This window comes from Flavobacterium sp. FlaQc-52 (genome assembly GCF_044007495.1).
In the GTDB taxonomy this organism is placed as follows: domain Bacteria; phylum Bacteroidota; class Bacteroidia; order Flavobacteriales; family Flavobacteriaceae; genus Flavobacterium; species Flavobacterium cupriresistens.
Genome location: NZ_JBIPCV010000001.1, coordinates 462,976 through 486,480 on the forward strand (window position 1 = coordinate 462,976; position 23,505 = coordinate 486,480).

General features: G+C 35.1%; 23 protein-coding genes. All 23 read left to right on the forward strand.

Features of this window, described 5'->3' with window-relative positions; translation table 11 throughout:
- Positions 1-14 precede the first annotated feature (14 nt).
- Positions 15-554, forward strand: a complete 540-nt coding sequence (locus ACHRV5_RS02100; protein WP_072953512.1) for a DUF3347 domain-containing protein — start codon at positions 15-17, stop codon at positions 552-554.
- 178 nt (positions 555-732) lie between these two features.
- Positions 733-3,270 (forward strand): heavy metal translocating P-type ATPase, encoded by a 2,538-nt coding sequence (locus ACHRV5_RS02105; protein WP_041515710.1) that lies wholly within the window; start codon positions 733-735, stop codon positions 3,268-3,270.
- 29 nt (positions 3,271-3,299) lie between these two features.
- Positions 3,300-4,544: a hypothetical protein gene (locus tag ACHRV5_RS02110; protein WP_041515709.1), complete on the forward strand. Its 1,245-nt coding sequence runs from the start codon at positions 3,300-3,302 to the stop codon at positions 4,542-4,544.
- A gap of 11 nt (positions 4,545-4,555) precedes the next feature.
- Positions 4,556-5,428, forward strand: a complete 873-nt coding sequence (locus ACHRV5_RS02115) for a DUF2911 domain-containing protein (RefSeq protein WP_041515901.1) — start codon at positions 4,556-4,558, stop codon at positions 5,426-5,428.
- A gap of 149 nt (positions 5,429-5,577) precedes the next feature.
- Positions 5,578-6,072, forward strand: coding sequence for a DUF305 domain-containing protein (locus ACHRV5_RS02120; RefSeq protein WP_072953514.1), 495 nt, complete (start codon positions 5,578-5,580; stop codon positions 6,070-6,072).
- 28 nt (positions 6,073-6,100) lie between these two features.
- On the forward strand, positions 6,101-8,605 hold the full coding sequence (locus tag ACHRV5_RS02125) for a multicopper oxidase domain-containing protein (RefSeq protein WP_041515707.1): 2,505 nt from the start codon (positions 6,101-6,103) through the stop codon (positions 8,603-8,605).
- A gap of 465 nt (positions 8,606-9,070) precedes the next feature.
- Complete coding sequence (locus ACHRV5_RS02130) at positions 9,071-9,403, forward strand: helix-turn-helix transcriptional regulator (protein ID WP_041515706.1); 333 nt, start codon at positions 9,071-9,073, stop codon at positions 9,401-9,403.
- Complete coding sequence (locus tag ACHRV5_RS02135) at positions 9,394-9,900, forward strand: GNAT family N-acetyltransferase (protein ID WP_395425569.1); 507 nt, start codon at positions 9,394-9,396, stop codon at positions 9,898-9,900. The genes ACHRV5_RS02130 and ACHRV5_RS02135 overlap by 10 nt, the downstream gene beginning before the upstream one ends.
- Positions 9,901-9,933: 33 nt before the next feature.
- On the forward strand, positions 9,934-10,407 hold the full coding sequence (locus ACHRV5_RS02140; protein WP_395425570.1) for a DUF6428 family protein: 474 nt from the start codon (positions 9,934-9,936) through the stop codon (positions 10,405-10,407).
- A 42-nt stretch (positions 10,408-10,449) separates the two neighbouring features.
- The gene (locus ACHRV5_RS02145) at positions 10,450-11,064 is read left to right on the forward strand and encodes a low molecular weight phosphatase family protein (RefSeq protein WP_395425571.1); all 615 of its coding nucleotides are present in this window, start codon (positions 10,450-10,452) and stop codon (positions 11,062-11,064) included.
- A 1-nt stretch (position 11,065) separates the two neighbouring features.
- Complete coding sequence (gene arsB / locus ACHRV5_RS02150) at positions 11,066-12,151, forward strand: ACR3 family arsenite efflux transporter (RefSeq protein ID WP_395425572.1); 1,086 nt, start codon at positions 11,066-11,068, stop codon at positions 12,149-12,151.
- Between the two features lie 6 nt (positions 12,152-12,157).
- On the forward strand, positions 12,158-12,892 hold the full coding sequence (locus tag ACHRV5_RS02155; RefSeq protein ID WP_129053267.1) for a metallophosphoesterase: 735 nt from the start codon (positions 12,158-12,160) through the stop codon (positions 12,890-12,892).
- 21 nt (positions 12,893-12,913) lie between these two features.
- Complete coding sequence (locus ACHRV5_RS02160) at positions 12,914-13,486, forward strand: Crp/Fnr family transcriptional regulator (RefSeq protein WP_072953528.1); 573 nt, start codon at positions 12,914-12,916, stop codon at positions 13,484-13,486.
- Between the two features lie 73 nt (positions 13,487-13,559).
- Positions 13,560-14,123: a hypothetical protein gene (locus ACHRV5_RS02165; RefSeq protein ID WP_072953530.1), complete on the forward strand. Its 564-nt coding sequence runs from the start codon at positions 13,560-13,562 to the stop codon at positions 14,121-14,123.
- 33 nt (positions 14,124-14,156) lie between these two features.
- The gene (gene sigZ, locus ACHRV5_RS02170; RefSeq protein ID WP_072953532.1) at positions 14,157-14,720 is read left to right on the forward strand and encodes an RNA polymerase sigma factor SigZ; all 564 of its coding nucleotides are present in this window, start codon (positions 14,157-14,159) and stop codon (positions 14,718-14,720) included.
- 384 nt (positions 14,721-15,104) lie between these two features.
- Complete coding sequence (locus ACHRV5_RS02175; RefSeq protein ID WP_008463711.1) at positions 15,105-15,479, forward strand: metalloregulator ArsR/SmtB family transcription factor; 375 nt, start codon at positions 15,105-15,107, stop codon at positions 15,477-15,479.
- Complete coding sequence (gene merTP, locus ACHRV5_RS02180) at positions 15,476-16,075, forward strand: mercuric transport protein MerTP (protein WP_072953533.1); 600 nt, start codon at positions 15,476-15,478, stop codon at positions 16,073-16,075. Before ACHRV5_RS02175 ends, merTP begins: the two co-directional genes overlap by 4 nt.
- Positions 16,072-16,278 (forward strand): GDCCVxC domain-containing (seleno)protein, encoded by a 207-nt coding sequence (locus ACHRV5_RS02185; RefSeq protein ID WP_012025078.1) that lies wholly within the window; start codon positions 16,072-16,074, stop codon positions 16,276-16,278. Before merTP ends, ACHRV5_RS02185 begins: the two co-directional genes overlap by 4 nt.
- 563 nt (positions 16,279-16,841) lie before the next feature.
- Entirely contained in the window at positions 16,842-17,165 is a 324-nt protein-coding gene (locus tag ACHRV5_RS02190) for a DUF6660 family protein (RefSeq protein ID WP_012025079.1), read from the forward strand.
- 73 nt (positions 17,166-17,238) lie between these two features.
- Entirely contained in the window at positions 17,239-19,419 is a 2,181-nt protein-coding gene (locus tag ACHRV5_RS02195; RefSeq protein ID WP_008463705.1) for a TonB-dependent receptor plug domain-containing protein, read from the forward strand.
- 4 nt (positions 19,420-19,423) lie between these two features.
- Complete coding sequence (locus ACHRV5_RS02200) at positions 19,424-20,212, forward strand: cation transporter (RefSeq protein WP_035691042.1); 789 nt, start codon at positions 19,424-19,426, stop codon at positions 20,210-20,212.
- 464 nt (positions 20,213-20,676) lie between these two features.
- Positions 20,677-21,873, forward strand: a complete 1,197-nt coding sequence (locus tag ACHRV5_RS02205) for an alginate export family protein (RefSeq protein ID WP_073414691.1) — start codon at positions 20,677-20,679, stop codon at positions 21,871-21,873.
- A 914-nt stretch (positions 21,874-22,787) separates the two neighbouring features.
- A complete protein-coding gene (locus ACHRV5_RS02210; protein ID WP_395425573.1) occupies positions 22,788-23,405 on the forward strand; it encodes a GNAT family N-acetyltransferase in 618 nt (205 codons plus the stop codon).
- Positions 23,406-23,505: the final 100 nt, after the last annotated feature.

Consider the following 23,505-nt stretch of genomic DNA (forward strand, 5'->3'; position numbering starts at 1 on the left):
TAATCAAGCAAATAATGAAAGAATTAATCAAATCAGGAATCTCCATATTATCAATCTTGTTGCTTATTGCCTGTGGTAATAATGAAAACAAAAAGAAAGAGATTCCACAGAATAAGAAAACGTCAGTCGCAATTACTAAGGAATCCGAAGTAAAGATAAATGATGATCTTTTAAACGCAATTTACAGCCAGTATACTCATTTAACAGTTGCCCTTACTCAAGGTAATATCGCAGAGGCAAAACTGGCAGCTAATGCGATTGAGGCGGGAGCGCAAAAAATCAGCGCCAACAGTAATCTTGTTACAAGTGCTGGGGCAATCGTTTCAGCTCCGGATATTGAAAAGCAGCGAGTAGCTTATTCTCAACTAAGTAATGAAATGGTTGGCTTGCTGAAGAAAGCAGGAATGGCTGACGCTGAGCTGTATGTGCACTATTGTCCAATGGCTTTTGATAATAAAGGGGCAGTATGGATTAGTACTACCAAAGAAGTGCGTAACCCTTACTTTGGAGAAAAAATGCTTAAATGTGGTGAGGTGAAAGAAACAATTAAATAATCAGAATCTAAGATTGAAGACGGTTTGTAATTATTTTTTAGTGTTAAACAATTGGTTGAAACAGCTGATGAGAAACAAGCCATTTGAAACAAGTTTAAAATACATATTAGCTTCAAAAAAAAACACTAACTTTCTATATACTAAACAAATAACACATCGTATCTAAAAAAACAACCTTATGACACATACCTATACAATATCAGGAATGACTTGCGATGGATGCCGCACCAAAGTAGAAAAAACATTAAATGCAGTCGAAGGAATAAAGGCAAATGTCACATTAGATCCACCGATGGCAACCATTACGATGGAAAAACATATTGCCACCGAAGAACTTCAAGCCGCATTAACTGCCGTTGGAAAGTACACCATTGAAATGACTCATGCTACTCATTCCCACGAAAAAACAGCTGAGAAATCATGCTGTAGTACTGCTAATGATCATCAACACAACAAGGATCATAAAAAAATAGCGGTACCTCATAATCATGCCGGTGGAAAATACTATTGCCCAATGCATTGTGAAGGTGATAAAATGTATGATAAAGCCGGAGATTGTCCTGTGTGCGGAATGGATTTGATACAAGAGCCAGCAGCTATTCAAGTACAGCAATATACCTGTCCGATGCATTCGGAAGTTATTACCAATGCGCCTGGTTCATGCCCAATTTGTGGAATGGACTTAGTGCCTATGGAGCCAACGGATACAGAGGAGAACAAAGTATATAAGGAGTTGCTGCAAAAAATGAAAATAGCAATACTCTTTACGGTGCCTATCTTTTTTATTGCTATGATAGAGATGATGCATGACAATCCATTATTGAAAATAATGGACGTTCAAAAATGGAATTGGGTTCAGCTGATTTTCTCACTCCCCGTGATGTTTTATGCCGGTTGGATGTTTTTCGTTCGCGGATGGAAATCAATTGTAACTTGGAATTTAAATATGTTTACCCTTATCGCAATTGGTACTGGGGTAGCATTTTTGTTTAGTATTGTTGGAATGTTTTTTCCGGATGTATTTCCGGAGGAGTTTAAATCGGAACACGGAACAATTCATCTTTATTTTGAAGCGGCAACGGTAATTCTTACACTGGTATTACTAGGACAATTGCTTGAAGCAAGAGCGCACAGTCAAACCAGTGGTGCCATAAAAGAATTATTGAAATTAGCACCTACCGAAGCTACTTTGGTTCTTGAAGGAGTCGATAAAATAATCTCAATCCATGATATCAAAAAAGGTGATTTATTACGGGTAAAACCCGGAGACAAAATTCCTGTGGATGGGAAGATAACCGATGGTGAAAGCACAATAGACGAATCGATGATTACCGGCGAACCAATTCCTGTGGATAAAAAAATGGGAGATGCGGTATCATCAGGAACCATCAATGGAAACAGATCATTTGTTATGATTGCCGAAAAAGTAGGTTCGGAAACTTTGCTTTCGCAAATTATACAAATGGTCAATAATGCAAGCCGTTCCAGAGCACCAATACAGAAACTAGCAGATAGTATCGCCAAATATTTTGTGCCGATTGTTGTTGTTATCTCTGTTCTTACTTTTTTCATTTGGGCAAAATTTGGCCCGGAACCGGCAATGGTTTACGGATTTATCAACGCCATTGCCGTATTGATAATTGCTTGTCCATGTGCACTGGGTTTAGCAACACCGATGTCTGTAATGGTAGGGGTTGGTAAAGGAGCACAATCGGGAATTCTCATAAAAAATGCCGAAGCCTTAGAAAATATGAACAAAGTAAATGTTCTGATTACTGATAAAACGGGGACAATTACCGAAGGAAAACCTTCTGTAGAGAAAATTGTTGCTTTCGAGTATTCAGAAGAGGAACTGTTACAATTTATTGCTTCTTTAAATCAATATAGCGAACACCCTTTGGCACAGGCCGTAGTGAAATTTGCAAAAGCGAAAAATGTCTCTTTGACAAAAGTCAATGATTTTGAAAACATCGCAGGTAAAGGAGTGATTGGAACTGCTATTGGTAAGAAGACGGCATTAGGCAATAAAAAATTAATGGAGCAAGCAGGGGCAATTGTTTCTGCTGTCATAGAAGAGAAAATTATTGCCGAGCAAAAATTAGGAAAGACGGTTTCTTACATCGCTGTAGATAAAAACGTGGTGGGATTTGTAACGATAACCGATGCCATAAAAGAAACCAGTGCTGCTGCTATAAAAGAATTAATGCGTCAAGGAGTTGAAGTAATCATGCTTACGGGAGATAATATAAATACTGCCAAGGCTGTTGCCGACGAATTGCATTTGACTTCTTTTCAAGCAGGCTGTTTACCAGAGGATAAATTAAAAGTAATCGAGAAATTACAAGCTGAAGGAAAAATTGTTGCTATGGCGGGTGACGGTATAAATGATGCGCCGGCTTTGGCACAATCGGATATCGGAATTGCGATGGGAACAGGAACAGATGTTGCAATAGAAAGTGCCAAGATTACATTGGTAAAAGGAGATTTGCAAGGAATTGTAAAAGCTAAAAACCTGAGCCATGCTGTAATGAGCAATATAAAACAAAATCTCTTCTTTGCTTTTATATACAACGTATTAGGGGTTCCTGTTGCAGCTGGAGTTTTATATCCGTTTTTCGGAATATTACTTTCTCCTATGATTGCTGCCCTGGCAATGAGCTTTAGTTCTGTATCTGTTATTGTCAATGCATTGCGATTAAGAAGTTTAAAACTCTAAAGAATAAATAATTTACTATACAAACAAAGATGACCAATCTAGGACAAATTATTCTGCAGTATAAAATTGATAACGAAAGTGTCTACAATACCTGGTTTATATATAACGATCAACGATTAAAGGCATTTCGCACTATAAGACGCGGTGTTCTGCAAGTCATTGAGGATATTAAAAGCAAAACCTTTCCTAATGATTTCAAAGAAAGCAGCCTAGAATTTGTACTGAGCTGCATTGCTGAACAAAAACAAGTCTTTGCCGGAGTTTCACATCCGTTTTACTGGAAACCCAAATTACGCATTCCAGATATCTATGAAAATCAAAACAATAAATTGGCTTTTGGTCAGTTTCTTGAAAATTGTATCAATGCCAAGTCTGAAGAACAGGTTGTAAAAGAAATCATAAGACTCGATGAATTAAAAATTAAAGGCTTAGGGCCAGCGGTTGCCAGTATTCTATATTTCATACACCCAACCTGGTTCCCACCATTCAACACTGCTATTCTAAATGGTTTTAATTTTCTTTTTAAAGACAAAAAAAAATTGGGAAGCTGGACAGAATATCTTAAAATAAGAGAAGTTTTAATGGAAACTAACAGTTTGCATAAATCTCAGCTCTCAAATGATTTGGGTGCCATCGCTGGATTGTGTTTTGAAATTGGAACTCAGAAAATGCTAATAGGCAATGATGAATATTTAAGCGAAGTAGAACGTGCAAGATTCGAAAAAAACGTACACAAACGTCAGAAAGAAATACTTGACGAAAAACTAGAAGAAAATCTGCATAGTGAAATGCAGTACCATTTATTAAAAATTGGAGTTTCATTGGGTTTCGATGTTACTCCGGCAAGCAATGATAAAAGCAAATCGTTTGATGGGCAGAATTTCTCCTTTATTTCACTTGGAAAATTCCCTGAGCTGCCTACTGACAAGGACACTCAAAATACCATCAAGTTAATTGATGTGTTGTGGTTCGAAAAAGGCACAAACAAAATTATAGGAGCCTTTGAAGTAGAAAAGAGCACTAGTATCTATTCGGGCATACTACGGTTGTCTGACCTATACTTTACTATTTCAAACGGACAGGAAGTTTTTTATATTATAATTCCAAATAATCGGGAAAAGGATTTAGTCCTTCAACTCAATAGACCTGTTATAAAAAACTCTAAAATGAATATTAAGTATATCCTGTTTTCTGAACTAAGAGCCAATTGTGATGCTATATGCAAATTTGGCAGCGACCATTCGATAATGGAAAAAATATCAAAATCAATTTAAAATTAAAAACTATGAAAAAAATAATTCTGCTAAGCTTCATTATTATGCAATCGTTATCAATTTCTGCACAAGAAAAAATTCAAATTAAACTTACCCCTGCAAGTCCCTCTGCATCATTTCAACAAGAAATCGGAAGTTCTACAGTCAAAATATCCTATAGCAGACCCTTAGTAAGAGGGCGAAAAATATTTGGCGAATTAGTGCCTTTTGGTAAACTCTGGCGAACAGGCGCCAGCGATTGTACGACCATAAGTACTAATGAAGATATTGCTTTTGGAAACAATATTTTAAGAGAAGGAACTTATTCTGTATTCTCAATTCCTTCAGAAAATGAGTGGACTATAATTATCAATAGTGATATTACTTTACATGGCGAAACTGGTTATGATGAGAAAAAAGATGTTATGCGTTTTACCGTTCCCACAGAAAAAACGATTGGTTTTTATGAAACTTTTACCATTGAATTAAATGACATCAACAGTAAAGGAGAAGGCTTCCTTAAAATAGAATGGGAAAACACAATGGTTAAAATACCTATGAAAAGCAAAGCTGACAAAGAAATTTTAGCCCTAATTGACAAATATATTATTAAAGAAAAAAGTCAAAATGCTACTTTATTGTTTCAGGCAGCAAATTATTATTCAGCCACGTGCAGAGCAAACAACCAAGCAGTATCGTGGTTAGCTGAAGCTGAAAAATTAGATCCTGAAAATTTTTATTATCCGACTTTAAGACAGAAAATCTCAGTAGAACTCAAGGATTATCCCAATGCCATCGAGGCTGCAAAAAAAGCCCTTGCAATTGCAGAACAGAAAAAAATGAAAGGCACGGAAAAATTAAAAAACCAGCTTGAAGAGTTACAATTATTACTTAAAAGCAAATAAATATTAAGCTATTACAATATCACATTGAAAAATACAAGCGCAGAAAAAATCCCCGCCACTTAAGCTAATGCTGTATTATATTATAGTGCCATTAGATTTGTTTTGGAGGAAAATTTATTAATCTAAATAACTTTTAAAGGAAAAAAATCATGAAAATGGAACACACAACACAGCAGCATTCAAAAGAGAAAAACCCAAAAATGTACAAAAAATTAGCATTTATGATCGTATTGTCATTTATTGCTATGTACATCCTAATGTACTCGATGGTAGATGTTTTTGCTAATGTCATTCCCAATGTAAATCAATTTTACATGGCAGGACTAATGACTATGCCGATGCTCATAATTGAGATTATTGTAATGGGCAGTATGTATATGAATAAAAAGTGGAACATGGCATTACTTGCCATAGGCGGCCTTGCTGCAATTATTTTTTTTTCCTGCATCAGACTGCAAGCGGCTGTTGACGATAAAGAGTTCTTAAAATCAATGATTCCACACCATGCAGCGGCAATCCTCATGGCCAAAGAGGCTTCCCTTCAAGATCCAGAAATAAGTCAGCTTGCACAAGACATTATAAAAGCACAAGAAGCTGAAATTGCGCAGATGAAAGCCAAGTTGGGTGAAATGAAAAAAAAATAACAGAACAATATTCTATAAAAATAGCAATATGAAAAATATACTTACAATACTAGTTTTTATCATGCTTCCTGTCCTAATTTATGCTCAGGATATGAAAACAATGGAAATGGATAAAAAGCCTTCGAAAGAAGAGTCAAATCCCACTACGTATACTTGTCCAATGCATCCCGAAATTCATGAAGCCAAACCAGGAAACTGCCCCAAGTGCGGTATGAAACTAGTTCCGGAAAAGTCAGACAAGCAAACAAAAACAGCAGAAAATAAAGCCACCAAGCAAACTGACCAAGGTAATAAGACACTTCAGGACGGCAATAGTAGTTCTATTTCTCAGAAAAGAGCTGAAGAAAATACTTCGCCACCGCGTGTAGTCCGATATGACCTGTATATAAGAGACACAATTGTAAATTTTACAGGAAAAGCAAAAAGGGCCATTGCCGTTAACGGACAAATACCTATGCCTACTTTGACCTTTACAGAAGGAGATACTGCGGAAATCTATGTTCACAATGAGCTGGATGAAGATACTTCCTTGCATTGGCATGGCTTATTCTTACCCAATCAATATGATGGTGTGCCAAATCTAACTCAAATGCCAATTAAACCCCATACGACGCATCTGTATACTTTTCCCATTATTCAGCATGGCACACACTGGTATCATAGCCATACGGAACTTCAGGAACAGATAGGCATGTACGGTTCGTTCATTATGAATAAAAGGACAGATGATCCGACCTTTCGCAAGGGAATCGATGATTTGCCTTCCGTTCCCATAATACTAAGTGAATGGACAGATATGAAACCTGAAAATGTACATCGATTACTGCACAATGCATCAGACTGGTTTGCTATTAAAAAGGGCACTACACAAAGTTATGCAGAAGCTATAAAACAGGGGTATTTCAGCGACAAAATAAAAAATGAATGGAAGCGAATGAATGCCATGGATGTCAGTGATGTTTATTACGACAAATTTTTAATCAATGGGAAAAATGAAAATCAGCTTTCCCAATTTAAAGCAGGTGATAAGGTCCGATTACGGGTTTCCAATGGAGGTGCATCAACCTACTTTTGGTTAACCTATGCCGGTGGGAAAATTACGGTTGTGGCAAATGATGGGAATGACGTAGAACCCGTTGAGGTTGATCGACTAATTATTGCAGTTTCTGAAACCTATGACATAGTTGTTACTATTCCAGCTGATAAAACAGCTTATGAATTTTTAGCAACACCCGAAGACCGAACAAAATCTACGTCCCTTTACATCGGAAGCGGAATTAAGCAATTAGTAGCTCCTTTGCCAAAACTTAAATATTTCGAAGGAATGAAAATGATGAACGGCATGATGAAAATGAATGGCGATCTGGATGACATGGGAATGAGCATGAGCCTTAATAAGATGGATATGAATGTAGTAATGTATCCTGAGATTACAGGTGAAACAAAGCCTAAAACCAGTACAAAGATGGAAGGAATGAAAATGGATGCTGAGCAATATAATGCCAATGCACTTTCGGATATTACAACACTAAATTATGCAATGCTTAAATCACCTACAAAAACTACGCTTCCCGAAAATGCCCCTGTTAAAGAACTAAAATTTGAACTTACGGGGAATATGAATCGATATGTATGGAGTCTGGACAATAAGGTGGTTTCAGAAGCTGATAAAATATTAATTAAAAAAGGTGAAAATGTACGTATAATTTTGCATAATAATTCTATGATGCGCCATCCAATGCACTTGCATGGACATGATTTCAGGGTTCTTAATGGACAAGGAGAATATGCACCATTAAAAAATGTGATTGATATAATGCCTATGGAAACCGATACTTTGGAATTTAATGCCAATGTTGATGGAGACTGGTTTTTTCACTGCCATATTTTATATCATATGATGAGCGGAATGGGCAGGGTTTTTACTTATGAAAATCAGCCGGCCAATCCTGAAATACCAAACCCAAAACTAGCACAGCGAAAACTTTTTGCCGACGACAGAAAATTCCACTTTATGGCAGAAAATGATTTTGCCACCAATGGAAATGACGGTGAAGCAATGTATCAAAGTACACGCTGGAGCATTGGAACCGAATGGAGGTTAGGATACAATGACATGCATGGTTATGAAACAGAAACACATATTGGTCGATATATTGGAAAAATGCAATGGTTAATGCCTTTTATAGGATTTGACTGGAGATATAGAAGAATGGGAGAAGATATACAAGAAAATAATCTTTTTGGACAAACCAATACTAAGGATAAACGTGCAGTGGTAAGTCTAGGGGTTAACTACATCCTACCTATGTTAATAGTAGCACAAGCTGAAGTTTTTACCGATGGTAAAGTCAGATTACAATTTGAACGTAAAGACATTCCCGTTTCTAAACGGCTTAGAATGAATTTGATGTGGAATACAGACAAGGAATATATGGCAGGACTACGCTATATAATTACCAGATGGGGTTCTTTGTCTTCACACTATGACAGTGATATGGGCTTTGGTGCAGGATTTATTTTAAATTACTAGCTTATAAGTACAATAGTAAATTATTGTAAGACCAAATTCTAGAATTAAGATTAATCGGTTAATATTGAAGGATATCAATTTTTTTAAATTGTCTTTCATTTGAACGGTGTGGAAGTCCATTCAAATTAATGATCGAAATTGAACCAGTATGAAAATCTAATAATACCAATTTTAAATTTAAAATTGGTATTATTAATAACAAATAACTGCAAATGCTGAACATCTTTCTAATTATGGGTTGTTCAGTTTGTATTGTATTTATATAATATCAGCTAACGATAAACCATGTAATTATTGCTTTATACATTGGTTTGATAAAACTAGCATTCGGGTAACAAACAATATTATAAAACCATATGCATCGAATCTTTTTCTTAGCCGATGCCTTCATCTTCATAAAAATAAATCTTTATATTTTTTTTTATTTAAATTATTATCGTAATATTGCAATATAAATATAAAACGATGGGAGCAACAAAAACAGATCACTTTACAGAAAGCCAGAACGAGCTGGCTGTTTTAGCAAAAGCATTAGGCCATCCTGCGCGTATTGCTATTATGGAATATTTATTAAAAGTGGATGCTTGCATCTGCGGAGATATTGTAAACGAACTTCCCCTTTCACAGCCGACCGTTTCACAGCATTTGAAAGAATTGAAAAATGCGGGACTGATTAAAGGAAGCATCGAAGGAAATTCTATCTGCTACTGCATCAACGAACCTGGACTTGAAAAGATAAAAGGTTTCTTTGAGCATATATCAGATCATTTGGCAAAAAAGCGAAGTGAATGCTGCTAATCTATAAAAATATGGAAATCAGAAAACTTTCGGATAAACACTGGGATCAGGTAAAAATAATTTACCAAAAAGGGATAGATACCGGCAATGCCACTTTCCAGACCAGCGCCCCTTCATGGGAAGACTGGGACCAGTCACATCTTAAGTCCTGCCGAGTTGTAATGCAGGAAGATGGCAATGTAATTGGCTGGGCTGCCCTTACCCCTGTTTCTTCACGCTGCGTTTATGCGGGGGTTGCAGAGGTGAGCGTATATGTGGATCCAGCACATTCAGGAAAAGGAGTCGGGCTTACCCTTTTAAATGAACTTGTCCGACAGAGCGAAACAGAAGGAATCTGGACGCTTCAGGCAGGAATCTTTCCTGAGAATACAGCAAGTCTCCGCATCCATGAAAAAGCAGGCTTCCGAATACTTGGAACAAGAGAAAAAATCGGAAAACAGAATGGTATCTGGAGAAATACTGCGCTTCTTGAAAGAAGAAGCTCCGTTATTAATTAATAAAAAATATAGTTTTACTAAATATAAAAAATTATGAAACTTTCAGAAATTAAAGAAGTGCTTAAAACAGTGGAAGCTGTAAATTTTGAACTACCGGACGGCACATTTGTACCGGAATATTTTCACGTAACTGAAGTAGGCTTGGTTACCAAAAACTTCATCGACTGCGGAGGAACAGTAAGAAAAGAAACAGTTGTAAACTTCCAGCTTTGGGATGCCAACGACTACGAGCACAGGCTTAAACCTCAGAAACTGATCCACATCATTGAGCTTTCAGAAAAAGTCCTGGGAATTGAAGACCATGAAATTGAAGTGGAATACCAGAACACCACTATCGGTAAATACGATTTGGATTTTAACGGTAAAAACTTCACTCTGCTTAATAAACAGACAGCGTGCCTTGCTCAGGAGCAGTGCGGAATCCCATCTGATAAGCTTAAAGTAAAATTATCTCAGCTAAATGCTGATAATGCTTCTTCATGCACTCCGGGCGGAGGATGCTGCTAATCATTAAACAGATAATCAATAACCCTTTACAGCCAAAAAACTATGTTGTATCCACAAATTGAGAATACCGTTAAATCATTTGATTTTAAGCAGATCTCCGAAGATCGCAAAGCAGTCCTGCAGCCATTAATCGACTTCATTCAGACAAAAGCGGACAGCAATCTGGAAACCAGACTGAACCTAATCTGCACACATAATTCCAGAAGAAGCCACCTCTCGCAGGTTTGGGCGCAGACTGCGGCCGCCTATTACGGCATCAAAAACGTTTCATGCTATTCAGGAGGAACAGAGGCTACCGCCCTTTTCCCAATGGCAGCGGAGACTTTGAAGGATTCAGGATTCAACATCAAAACACTTTCAGAGGGTTCAAACCCGGTTTATTCCATAAAATATTCAGCTGACGCGCTTCCTGTTATCGGTTTTTCCAAAACCTATGATGATGATTTCAATCCTGAAAGCAGTTTCGCAGCAATAATGACCTGCTCGCAGGCTGACGGCGGGTGCCCGTTTATAGCAGGCGCTGAGAAAAGAATCCCGATTACCTTTGAAGATCCAAAAATCTCTGACGGAACGCCTCAGCAGAAAGAAACTTATCTGGAGCGAAGCCTGCAGATAGGAACTGAAATGTTTTACGTATTCTCACAAATAAAAAAATAAAATGTCAGCAAATAACTGTGCACCAGCCGTCGGACGCAAAAAGTTAAGCTTCCTTGACCGCTTCTTAACCCTTTGGATTTTCCTTGCCATGGCTATAGGCGTGGCAATAGGATACTTTATTCCTTCAAGCGGAGATTTTATCAATTCTTTCTCCAGCGGAACAACAAACATTCCATTGGCAATAGGACTTATCCTTATGATGTATCCGCCTCTGGCAAAAGTAAAATACGAGCAGATGGGGCAGGTTTTCAAAAACACAAAGGTCTTAGGTGCCTCTTTATTCCTGAACTGGATCGTAGGCCCTGTTTTGATGTTTTTACTGGCGCTCCTGTTTTTGAACGGATATCCTGAATACATGATTGGGGTGATCCTGATCGGTCTGGCACGCTGTATTGCAATGGTTGTGGTATGGAACGATCTGGCAGACGGAAACCGTGAGTATGCAGCAGGACTTATTGCCCTTAACAGTATTTTTCAGGTGCTGCTTTACAGTGTATACGCTTACATTTTTATAACCATCCTCCCTCCCTATTTTGGATATGATGGTTTTGAGGTGAACATCAGCATTGCTCAAATTGCCGAGAGCGTCGGTATCTATCTAGGTATTCCATTTGCTCTGGGAATCATAAGCCGCTATTCTTTGATAGCTTTAAAAGGTTCTGAATGGTTTGAGAATAAGTACGTACCGTTTATCTCGCCAATTACTCTTATTTCATTGCTCTTTACGATCATTGTAATGTTCAGTCTGAAAGGGGAACTTATTGTTCAGATCCCTATGGATGTCGTGCGTATTGCAATACCGCTTGTCATATACTTTACTTTAATGTTTGTCATCAGCTTTTTTACAGGAAAATATTTTGGGGCTGACTATTCAAAGGCAACCTCTATAGCTTTTACAGCCACCGGCAATAATTTCGAGCTTGCCATTGCTGTGGCAATCGGCGTGTTTGGAATAAACAGCGGCCAGGCATTTGCAGGTGTTATAGGCCCTTTGGTAGAAGTACCTGCTCTTATAGCACTGGTAAACCTTGCATTCTGGTTCAGAAAGAAGTATTTCACAAAACAGGTAGCTGCAGAAACTGCTTAAGAAAATATGAGAATTGCAATAATATCGGATATACATGCGAACTTCCCCGCATTGGAGCAGACCCTAAAAAGTATTGAAGAGCAGAATATTGATGCCGTTTACTGCTTAGGAGATTTAGTAGGCTACAATTTATGCCCCAATGCCGTGATCAATGAGATTCGTAAAAAGCATATCCCTACCCTTGCAGGAAATCACGATGTCAAAGCTGTCGAGATACATAATGACGGTTCAAATGACATTCAAAGCTACGCATATCAGATTGTGGGCAAAGAGCAGATCAAATATCTTTCTGCTCTTCCTGCCCATATTAAACTTGAATACCAGACGGCCAGCAGACTTATAAAAATTTTGATGGTCCATGGGAGTCCTTACAGCAACAGGGAATATTTGCTTGAGGATAAAAATGAGAAAGATTTTACCGACATCTTTCTTGATTCCAATACGGACATTCTTATCTGCGGACATTCTCATCTGCCGTATCATCGCATATTGGAAAATCCAAATAAAAAAGGCACTTATTTTCACGCCATTAATGCAGGGTCGGTTGGAAAACCTAAAGATAGAAATCCACACTGCTGTTATGCTGTGATAACAATTGAAAAAAGCAGCAATATTTCCAAAAAAGACGGCATTAAAGTAGAATTCATAAGAGTTCCGTATGATATTGAAAAAGCAGCCCGCGCTATTGAAGAGAGTCCTCTTCCGGACATTTACGCCTTTATGCTTAGAAAAGCATATTAATGTATTGAAATAAAACCTGCTATGGAAAGTTTTAAATTATTTTTAAAGAGCATTGTCCCTCTAAGCGATCAGGAATTTGAAAAGTACAGTCAGTATTTCAAAACAAGGACATTAGCCCGAAACAGTTATTTTGCAGAGATCGGCAAAACCTCTCATGAAGCGGCTTTTATTAAAAAAGGTTTGCTAAGGACATATTACATAAATGAAAAATCCGAAGAAGTGACTTCCTGCTTCTGTGCAGAAAATAATCTGACAGCTTCATATAAAAGCTTTATTTCGCAGCAGCATTCGGAACTTTCCATTCAGGCAGTGGAAGATACGGAACTTATAACAATCAGTTACAATGACCTGCAGAATCTCTATCAAAAGAGCCCTCTCTGGCAGAATATCGGAAGGACAATTGCCGAACGGCAGTATATGGTAATGGAACAGTATGCCAGTGTTTTGTGCAATGAAACTGCAAAGGAAAAATACATGCGCATGCTTAAGGAACAGCCTGCTGTTGTAAACAAGGCTTCAGTAAATGATATTGCAAGCTATCTTGGAATAACACGCAGGACGCTGAGCAGGATCAGAAAAGAAATTAGTCTGTAAATTCGAGGACATTTGTCCTTTTTGCTAATTATACTTTCCAATAGTTTTGCTTTTATAATCAATCAAAAATAAAATGGAAACAGCAATTATCATTTCATCCTTCTTTCTTGTCCTATTTGCGGTCTTGGCCTTATATGACGGCTTTTATCTGCATATTTTCAAATACCAGCTTCACGATCGAGAAGAAAGTAAAACCGAGCACATTACCCATACTTTGAGAGCTGTCTTCTTTCCGGCAATCCTTTATTTTCTGTTCTTGAAACAGGATAATCATACTAGTTTTGTAATAGGCTTGACCATTGTCATTCTGGATATACTGGTTCTCGGTTACGATGCTTTTATAGAAAAAGACAGCAGGCAGTTTATGGGAGGGCTTCCCCGCTGGGAATACATTGTCCATTTATTTGTAAATGGTTTTCATTTTGCGTCAATTGCAGTTTATCTCTCCATCAGGTTTACTTTTCAAAATGGGGAAATTATGATTTACAATATAAATCAATCTCCAGGATTCTTTAATCTGTTAATTGTAAATCTTTTGCCGGGAGCTATCCTAATGGCAATTCTTCATCTTTTCTTATGCATTCCAAAAACGGCCAACTTATGGAATAATTTCAGAAGTAAAATCAATTGTTGTTAATCCATCTTATTGCATAAGCAGAAGATAAATTTTATGAATTTGGAAATAAATACTATTCACAATCAGTTTTATATCATCTTGGGCAGATATATAAAGGCTCGTATAAATGATACCGACGATGCATCCGATGTTTTGCAGGAAGTTTTTATAAAGATAAACGAGAATTTAGGATCACTTACCGACGAAGGCAAACTAAAAAGCTGGATTTTCACAATCACAAGAAATTCCATTATTGATTATTACCGAAAAGATTCCAATCATAAGAAATCAGAGCTGACCGAATGTATGATGCAAAAGATTATGCATGAAACAGATTTTGATACTTCGGAAAGTCTGGACTGCTGTTTAATAAAATTCATTGAGCGGCTGCCGGAAGACTATCGGGACATTATCATGGATAGCGAAATACATGGAATTAAACAGAAAGACTTAACAGAAAAATACAGCCTTGCCTACCCTTCCATCCGTTCTAGAGTGCAAAGAGGCAGATCCAAATTAAAGGAAATGCTTCTGGATTGCTGCAGTATTGAATTAGACCGCCGTGGAAATATTATGAACGTTACCTCTAAAAAATCATGCAGCGGAGGAAAATGCTGATAACACCGAATCATTTTTGAAAACTTCATATATAGAAAATTCAGGCTGTTAAAAAAAAAAAATCAGCAAAGCCTGCATCATTTTTAGATTAGTGCGTCTTAAGTAGTATTAATCATTAAAATTAAAATTATGAAAAACAAAATGTACATTACTCTTGCAGCATTGGTATTGTCTGCTGCACTGAAAAATGTTCTACGCATTGCTGTAGTGACGATTCGGGAACTTGTGCTCCGAAAGATTGCAATAAGTAATATTTCGCTTTACTGTTTAAAAGACAACTCAAAAAGTTGTCTTTTTTTATGGGCAGGAATCATTCAAAATTTTAATTCAATTATTTTGTATTTTAGCATTTGCTTAAATAAGCAAAAAGTATAAATTTGCATTATGGAAGATATAATTTGTATACGACAGCAAGCAGATATTAAACAAATAATCCGCTGTAAAGACAGAGTATCAGAACTCAATACCTCATTTGACTATTTATCAAGTGGGCTTGAATTGGCTGGCAATAATGTGAGATTAAGAATTCTCTTTTTACTTTATGAAGAAAAACAGCTCTGTGTCTGTGACATAAGTGATATTCTTGAAATGAGTATTTCTGCAATTTCACAGCACTTACGGAAACTAAAAGACAGAAAACTTATTGAAACTAAACGGGAAGCGCAGACCATTTTCTATTCATTGACAAAGGAATATGAAAAAATGCTGAAACCTTTCTTCGAAATTTTAGCACAAAATGAAATTTTAGAAAAAATATGAAAACAGAGAATAAAATGATCGGAGCCGGATTTTTCACAGCATTAGCTGCTTCATTGTGCTGCATTACTCCCATATTAGCATTAGTTGCCGGAACAAGCGGGATTGCTTCTGCTTTTTCATGGCTTGAACCAATGAGGCCTTATTTCATCGGCCTGACTGTTATAATTATTGGTTTATCTTGGTATCAAAAGCTGAAAACTAAAAAGCTGATAGACTGTAACTGCGATAGAGAAGAAAATCCGAAATTCGTTAATTCAAAAATGTTTTTAGGAATAATTACAGTAATTGCAGCCCTCATGCTTTCGTTTCCTTACTACTCAAGCATTTTTTATCCAAATACAGAAAAGAAAGTCTTGGTCGTGAAAAAGACCAGCACTCAAAAAGCTGAGTTTAGAATAAGCGGAATGACTTGTGCCAGCTGTGAAAAACACGTGAATCACGAAGTGAATAAATTGATTGGAATAATAAATTCAAATGTAAATTATACTAATGGTAACGCAATTGTAGAATTTGATAATTCCAAAACTACTATTAATGAAATTGAAAAAGCAATAAATTCAACAGGCTATACAGTAACTAACAAAAAATTAAAATGAAAATCGTTCTACAATCAATAATAACCTGCCCCCTTTGCTCCCACAGTAAAGAAGAAACTATGCCAACTGATGCATGCCAATTTTTTTACGAATGTGAGAACTGCAAACAAACTCTTAAACCAAATCAAGGTGATTGCTGTGTATATTGCAGTTATGGAACTGTGCCATGTCCACCAATTCAGCAAGATAAAAAATGTTGCTAAATTGAATAATTTCTAATGGACAATAGATTATCATATACAAATTTTGATTATAAAATTTTAAGAATAATAATTTAAATTTACTGATGACATTTTTTTTCGCTCTCTTCAACTTAAATCTATAAGTTATTATGACAGAAATCACATCTATTACTGAATTAACGATTTTTAACATTTAACCCTTACGATACATACAAACCGCTTATCAACAAACTTTTAAAATAATTATCTTACAAATTCACTTGAAAATAAGCTAATTTCTTTAAATCGTTCATAAAATGATTTGTAAATTGTGAACTAAACGTCACTTCTTAAAAAAACGTTAATTCCGAGGAATTAGCGTTTTTTTTATGCTTTTAAATTGTATTTAACCAGACTTTTACCTATAAATATATATGGTTTGAATATTTTAAAAGGTGACTTGACAGAATACAAATCACTTTAATCCTTGTTATATAAGACTAGCACAATAATTTTATATTTATATTAACAAAAAAACAGAAAACTTAGCCGAAAGAAAAACAATTACATGAAATTACTAAGTAAAATATTTATAATTTTGACGCGTGAAAATATGGGTAACAATATTATCGTTCATTGTACTGTTTCTTTCGACAGTACCTTGCTCTGCGTTTGCTAAACACTCTGAGTGTAGAGTGGAAAAAAACTGCAAGGGTGAGTCTCATGACTGCGGTGATGAATGCAATGGAAAATGTTCGCCATTTTATTCCTGTGGAACCTGTATTGGTTTTACAATAAACTTTAATTCTTCAATTATTACCGAAAAATTAGAATTCACAATTGAAGAAGCTTCACAGACACTATCATACTATAAATTTGTCGATTCTTCTTTCATCTGCAAAATCTGGCAGCCTCCTAAAATTTCTTAATAAAATACCGCTTTTACCTGCTTAACTTCAATTAAGCGGGCTTATCACCTTTATTAACATTAAGAAATCACAAATGTTTAAATATATTTTATTGATTGTGGCAATAGCATCTATTGGCACTGTACAGGCACAGAATAAAATCACATTCCATATAAAAAATACATCAACCAATGAACCTGTAAAAGGTGCTTCAGCTAAAATTGAAGAAACCAATGAAGTTTTGTCATCAGATAATAATGGTAACATCATTATCGAAAACCTTAAAAATGGAGACTACACATTATCGATCTCAATAGAGGGTTATGCTCCCAATAAAACACTTTTTAAAGTGCCTGCAGCTGTCAATTTTATAGAAATTGCATTGCAAAGTGAAATGGAAGAAGAAGCCGAAGAAATGAAAGAAATAGTGGTAACTTCTACAAGAGGTACAAGAACAATCAGCAATATTCCAACCAGAGTTGAGTTTATAGCAGGAGAAGAACTTGAAGAAAAAGCAAATATGAAACCGGGGGATATCCGTATGATGCTTAATGAAAGTACCGGAATCCAGACCCAGCAGACTTCAGCTACTTCTGGAAATTCTTCAATCAGAATTCAGGGACTAGACGGACGATATACACAAATCTTAAAAGATGGTTTTCCTGTATACTCAGGTGCATCAAGCGGACTGGGATTGCTGCAGACTCCTCCGTTAGATTTAAAACAGGTTGAGATAATTAAAGGTTCTGCCTCTACCCTTTACGGAGGTGGTGCAATTGCAGGTTTGGTTAATCTTGTATCTAAAACCCCTACCGAAGAAAGAGAATTGCGATTTCTAATTAATGGGACTTCCGCTCTTGGTTTGAATATTAATGGTTTTTATTCCCAGCAGTTTGATAAAATTGGATTGACTGTTTTTGCATCTCATGACCGAAACGCTCCTTATGACCCTGCTGATATACAGCTTACTGCGATTCCAAAATTCGAACGCTTTAATTTTAATCCAAAACTTTTTGTCAATTTTAATGAAAACACTAAACTAAATTTTGGCATTAATACAGTTTTTGAAAATCGTATCGGCGGGAATATTGACTATATAAAAGACGAAAATAAATACCCTGACAGTTATTTCGAAAAAAATAAAACGCAGAGAATAAGCACTCAGTTCACCCTTACTCATAAATTTAATGATCAGGAATCTATTACCATTAAAAACAGTTTTAATAATTTCAGCCGCATTATAACTATTCCTGACTATATTTTTGATGGCCTGCAGAACAGTACTTTCTCAGAAATCAGCTATTCTAAAAATGGAGAAATTGCAGAATGGGTTGCTGGTGGAAATTTATATACTGACAAGTTTACTGAAAACAGCCAGACAGCTTTTCCATTAAGAAACTATAATCAGATCACTTATGGTGCTTTTGTTCAGAATACCGTCAAAGCTAAAGAATGGCTGGATATCGAGACTGGTCTTCGAGGTGATTATGTTGTTGATTACGGATTCTCATTATTACCTAGAATCTCAGCTTTATTTAAAATTAATTCCAAACTTACTTCACGACTTGGTGGCGGTTTAGGCTACAAAACACCAACTATTTTTACCGAAGAAAGCGAGCGTATTCAATATCAAAATGTACTCCCTATTAATAGTGATTTCAATAAACTTGAAAAAAGTTACGGACTTAACTTTGATGTGAATTATAAAACTAAAATTACCGAAGATATTTCATTATCATTGAATCAATTATTCTTTTATACAAATGTTGATAATCCACTGATTTTAACTTCGCTTCCTAATGACCTTTACCAATTTGTAAATATTAATGGATATTTAGATACAAAAGGAACAGAAACAAATGTGAAATTAGGCTATAAAGATTTTAAACTATTTGTTGGGTACACTTTTACTGATGCTTCGATAGACAACAATGGCATAAAATCTCAAAATCCTTTAACTGCTAAACACAGATTAAATAATGTTTTGATGTATGAAGTCGAAGATAAATGGAAAGCTGGTTTAGAAGCTTATTATTACAGTCCTCAAAAGTTAAGTGATGGTACAACTGGAAGGGAATATTGGATTTTCGGCTTCATGGTAGAAAAGCTTTGGGAAAATTTTTCAATTTTTGCCAATTTTGAAAATTTTACTGATACCAGACAGACAAAATTTGGAAGTATCTACACAGGACCAATTTCAAATCCTGTTTTCAAAGATATTTATGCACCGTTAGACGGATTTGTTGTAAATGCAGGTATTAAGATTAAAATATAGTCTTATGAAAAAAAGTATATATAATATAAGAAAAATGGATTGTCCCAGTGAGGAACAATTAATACGAATGAAGCTCGCTGGTTTAGAACAAATCAAACAGCTTGATTTTGACATTGCAAACAGAAGATTAAAGATCTATCATACGGACGACGACACTCTTATAACAAATGCAATTGATACTCTTAATCTGGACAGCACTCTGCTGGCATCAGAACATACATCAGAACATGTAGAGACAAACAGTGACTCACAGCAAAGTAAGTTATTATGGCAGGTTCTCATTGTAAACTTTTCATTCTTTCTAATAGAGATAATTACAGGTTTTATATCCAATTCGATGGGATTGGTTGCCGACAGTTTGGATATGTTCGCCGATAGCATTGTATATGGTTTAGCTCTGTTTGCTGTCGGGAGCACAGCTTCAAGAAAAGGAAGTGTAGCAAAAATAAGTGGTTATTTTCAGATTGGTCTTGCAGTTTTGGGACTTATTGAAGTTTTAAGAAGATTTGTAGACTCAGACCATATTCCTGCATACGGAACTATGATAATAGTTTCATTATTTGCACTTGTAGGTAATTCGTTATGCCTTTACCTGCTTCAAAAATCTAAAAGTAAAGAGGCACATATGGAAGCTAGTATGATTTTTACTTCGAATGATATTGTAATTAATATGGGAGTCATAATTGCTGGTATATTAGTATACTTTACTAATTCAATGGTACCCGATCTTATTATTGGTGTTTGTGTGTTTTTCATAGTCGCTAGAGGAGCATTAAAAATATTACAGTTATGATATTTGGTAATTTAAAAGTATAGAATGTTCTTCAAAATTATTTTTTTTATCGCTGCACCAATAGAGAAACCAAAAAAAATCTGTTTCACACAAATTGTGAGACAGATTTTGATCTTCTTTAACAGCGACGGGCAGTATTTTCCAGCTTAACATTGCTGCATGCATGGAGTATTGGTAATAATCATCGTTCAGGCTTTTGCATTTGTCATAGATTCTTTGGTAGAAGTGCCGGCTCTAATCGCATTACTGATTTAACAGAACAAATTATAAATGCGGATTATCAAACGTAATTATAATATTGTAAATATGAATACTATTATTACTTTTATACACTAATTCTATAGGATATTAGAAGTATGATAGTCAAAATACTTGCGAGTAAAAAAATCTTATTACTTTTTATTAATTTATGTGTATTTCAATTATACGCACAGCAAAAAAATAGCTTATCCCAACAGTTTCTAATGAATATTGAAATCAGACCAAGAGTCGAATATACTTCAAATTATTTTCTTCCTCCCAACGATTCAATTGATCCTTATTTTATTATTACCCAGAGAAACAGAATTTCTATGCAGTATGCTAGAGAAAAATGGCTTATTAAATCCGATTTACAGGAAATTCATCTTTGGGATGAAAACAGCAAAGCTTCCAAAGTTGGAAGCATTAATTTTTATCAATTGTATTTTGAGACTAAGATTAAATCTCTAAATGTACGATTGGGAAGGCAAAGTGTTTTATTAGATAATGGCAGATTATTTTCTGATGCTCCTTGGGCACAGCAAGGGAGAGCCCATGAAGGAATACGGATAATGAAATACTCAAAATATTTCTCTAATGATTTTTTCTTTTTGTTTACCAGAAACTACAGCACTGAATTTGAGTCAGCCTACTCTCCTGTTGCATCAAATAGGTATAAATACCTGTTGGTAAATAGTCTCAATTACAATAACAATCATGGATTTTCATTTAATTCATTGAATGCTGTTGATTTTTTAGAAAACTCAAGTTCAGGGAAATTGTATACTCGTGCAACAGCAGGCGGAAGAATAGAATTTAAAACGAAACAATGGTATTATACTTTAAATTCATATTGGCAGTTTGGACGTAATTCAAAAGGTCAAAAATTATTTGCTTACTATTTTCAACCTGAAGTTAAATTATCTCTATTGAAATCTACTTGGCGTTTAGGTGCAGAAATAATTAGTGGCAGCAGTCCTAATCTATCAGATAATAGTTCGGGAGATTTTGATGTCTTATATGGCGTGACATGGAAGTTCAATGGAAATATGAATGTCTTTACCCGTTTTCCCTCCGACGTTAACGGAAAAGGTTTAGTAAATCCTTATCTATTTACCGTAATTCCCTTAAATAGTAAACTATCTCTTCGTTCTGATTTTCACCTTTTTTATACTCGATACCCGCTTTTAAATAATTTGGGTCAAAAAATGACAAAGTTTCTTGGATATGAAAATGATTTTTCTTTGAAGTACTTACCTGTCAAAGAACTGGAAATTAATTATGCCTTTTCTTTTTATAAATCAACAAACGCAATGCAATATCTGCCAAAAATACAAGATGAAAATAAACTTGCTATTTGGAGCTACTTAATGATTTCATATTCTTTTAACGCGATCAATTTAAAGCATTATAAAAATTAAATAAAATAATATCCTGTATTAAATCTTACACAATTAAAAAATCTAAAGTTTGTTTTATCTGAAAGGTTGAATTATATCATCAACAAATTTTGATATTCATTTTCTTAAATAAATATTTTATTTTTAATCACTATATTTTATCTGGATATGCAAGTATCTACCCAACAAATAATTATTACAGCTAAAAGATAAAAGCATAAAGTTATTTAACGTTTTTCAATACATACCCTAACGATACATGCAAACCGCTTCAAAACAAAAAATCAAAAAATTATCTTACAAATTCACTTGAAAATAAGCCAATTTCTTTAAATCGTTCATAAAATGGTTTGTAAATTGTTCAGTAAGGGTCACTTAAGGAGACAACTAGACAATAGTTGTCTCTTTTTTTATGCCCAAACATATAGATTTTTCAAGCCTTCACAGCCTAATATTTGCGGTTCGATTTTTTCACAAGAAATTCTTAGTCTGTTTGAAATAAACAGTCTTAAAGTGGCGCTATCAGAGATTTAATCGAAGCTGAACGGTGGTTCGAAATCCCATTAAGGATATAGGATTTTTTTCTCTTTTGGTTTATCGTAATTTTTTGATATTAAATATTGTTGCGCAACATAGATTAAAAGTTGATTTATTTCTGATTAAAAAAAAGACTATTGCCTAGTTTTTTTTTGATATTTTATCCTCAGAGGAGTTTATAAAAAAACGATAACAATTTTTCAACAAGAATGTTAAAACAAAAAAATAAAGCCCAAAATATTAAACTAATTAACTTATAATTTGACACAAAAGCTAAGTAGCTAAGATTCGTATTTTTAGCTTTTATTTCATATTATGGTTATCTGAAAAATTAAAAAATCTCACTATATATTCATACTTTTACTGTATATTTTTGCAAAACTGTAATTCCAAAAACCGTGAATTTTTTATTTGAAAACGATATACAGCTTGAGAACGACTTTGCGCTACTAAGACCATTAATGGAAAATGATCTAATAAATCTTTTTGCTGCTGCTACAGCTGATACAGTTTTACTGCAATATTCTCCCTCTCCTATTTATAATAAAGAGTTATTAGAAAAATATATTGGAAAAGCGTTAGAAAATAGATTATCTAAAAATCGTTATACGTTTTGCGTATTTGATAAAATTAGAAATAAATATGCAGGCTGTACAAGTTATCTTAATATTTCCAATGCAGATGACAGACTGGAGATTGGAGGCACATGGTATGCCAAAGAATTTCAAAAGACAGGTTTAAACAGAAATTGTAAATTCCTGCTGTTAGAATATGCTTTTGAGATCCTTGGAGCTGAAAGAATTGAATTCAAAACTGACGAAAGGAACATAGCATCTCGAACAGCGATTGAAAAAATAGGAGGAAAATTTGAAGGAATATTAAGGAACCATACGCTAATGTCTGACGGATTTAGACGAAATACCGTTTCTTACAGCATGTTAAAAGATGAATGGGAAAAAATTAAAAAGGATGAAGTATTTAATTCAATTCCAAAAAAAAAGAACATTTGTAAGTAAAAAGGTAAACACTATCTTCACCTTTTTACTTTAACCTTAAGATAGATTTTTAATAAGCGAAAGGGACGACTTTTGCGACACAAATCCTAAATCGCATAAA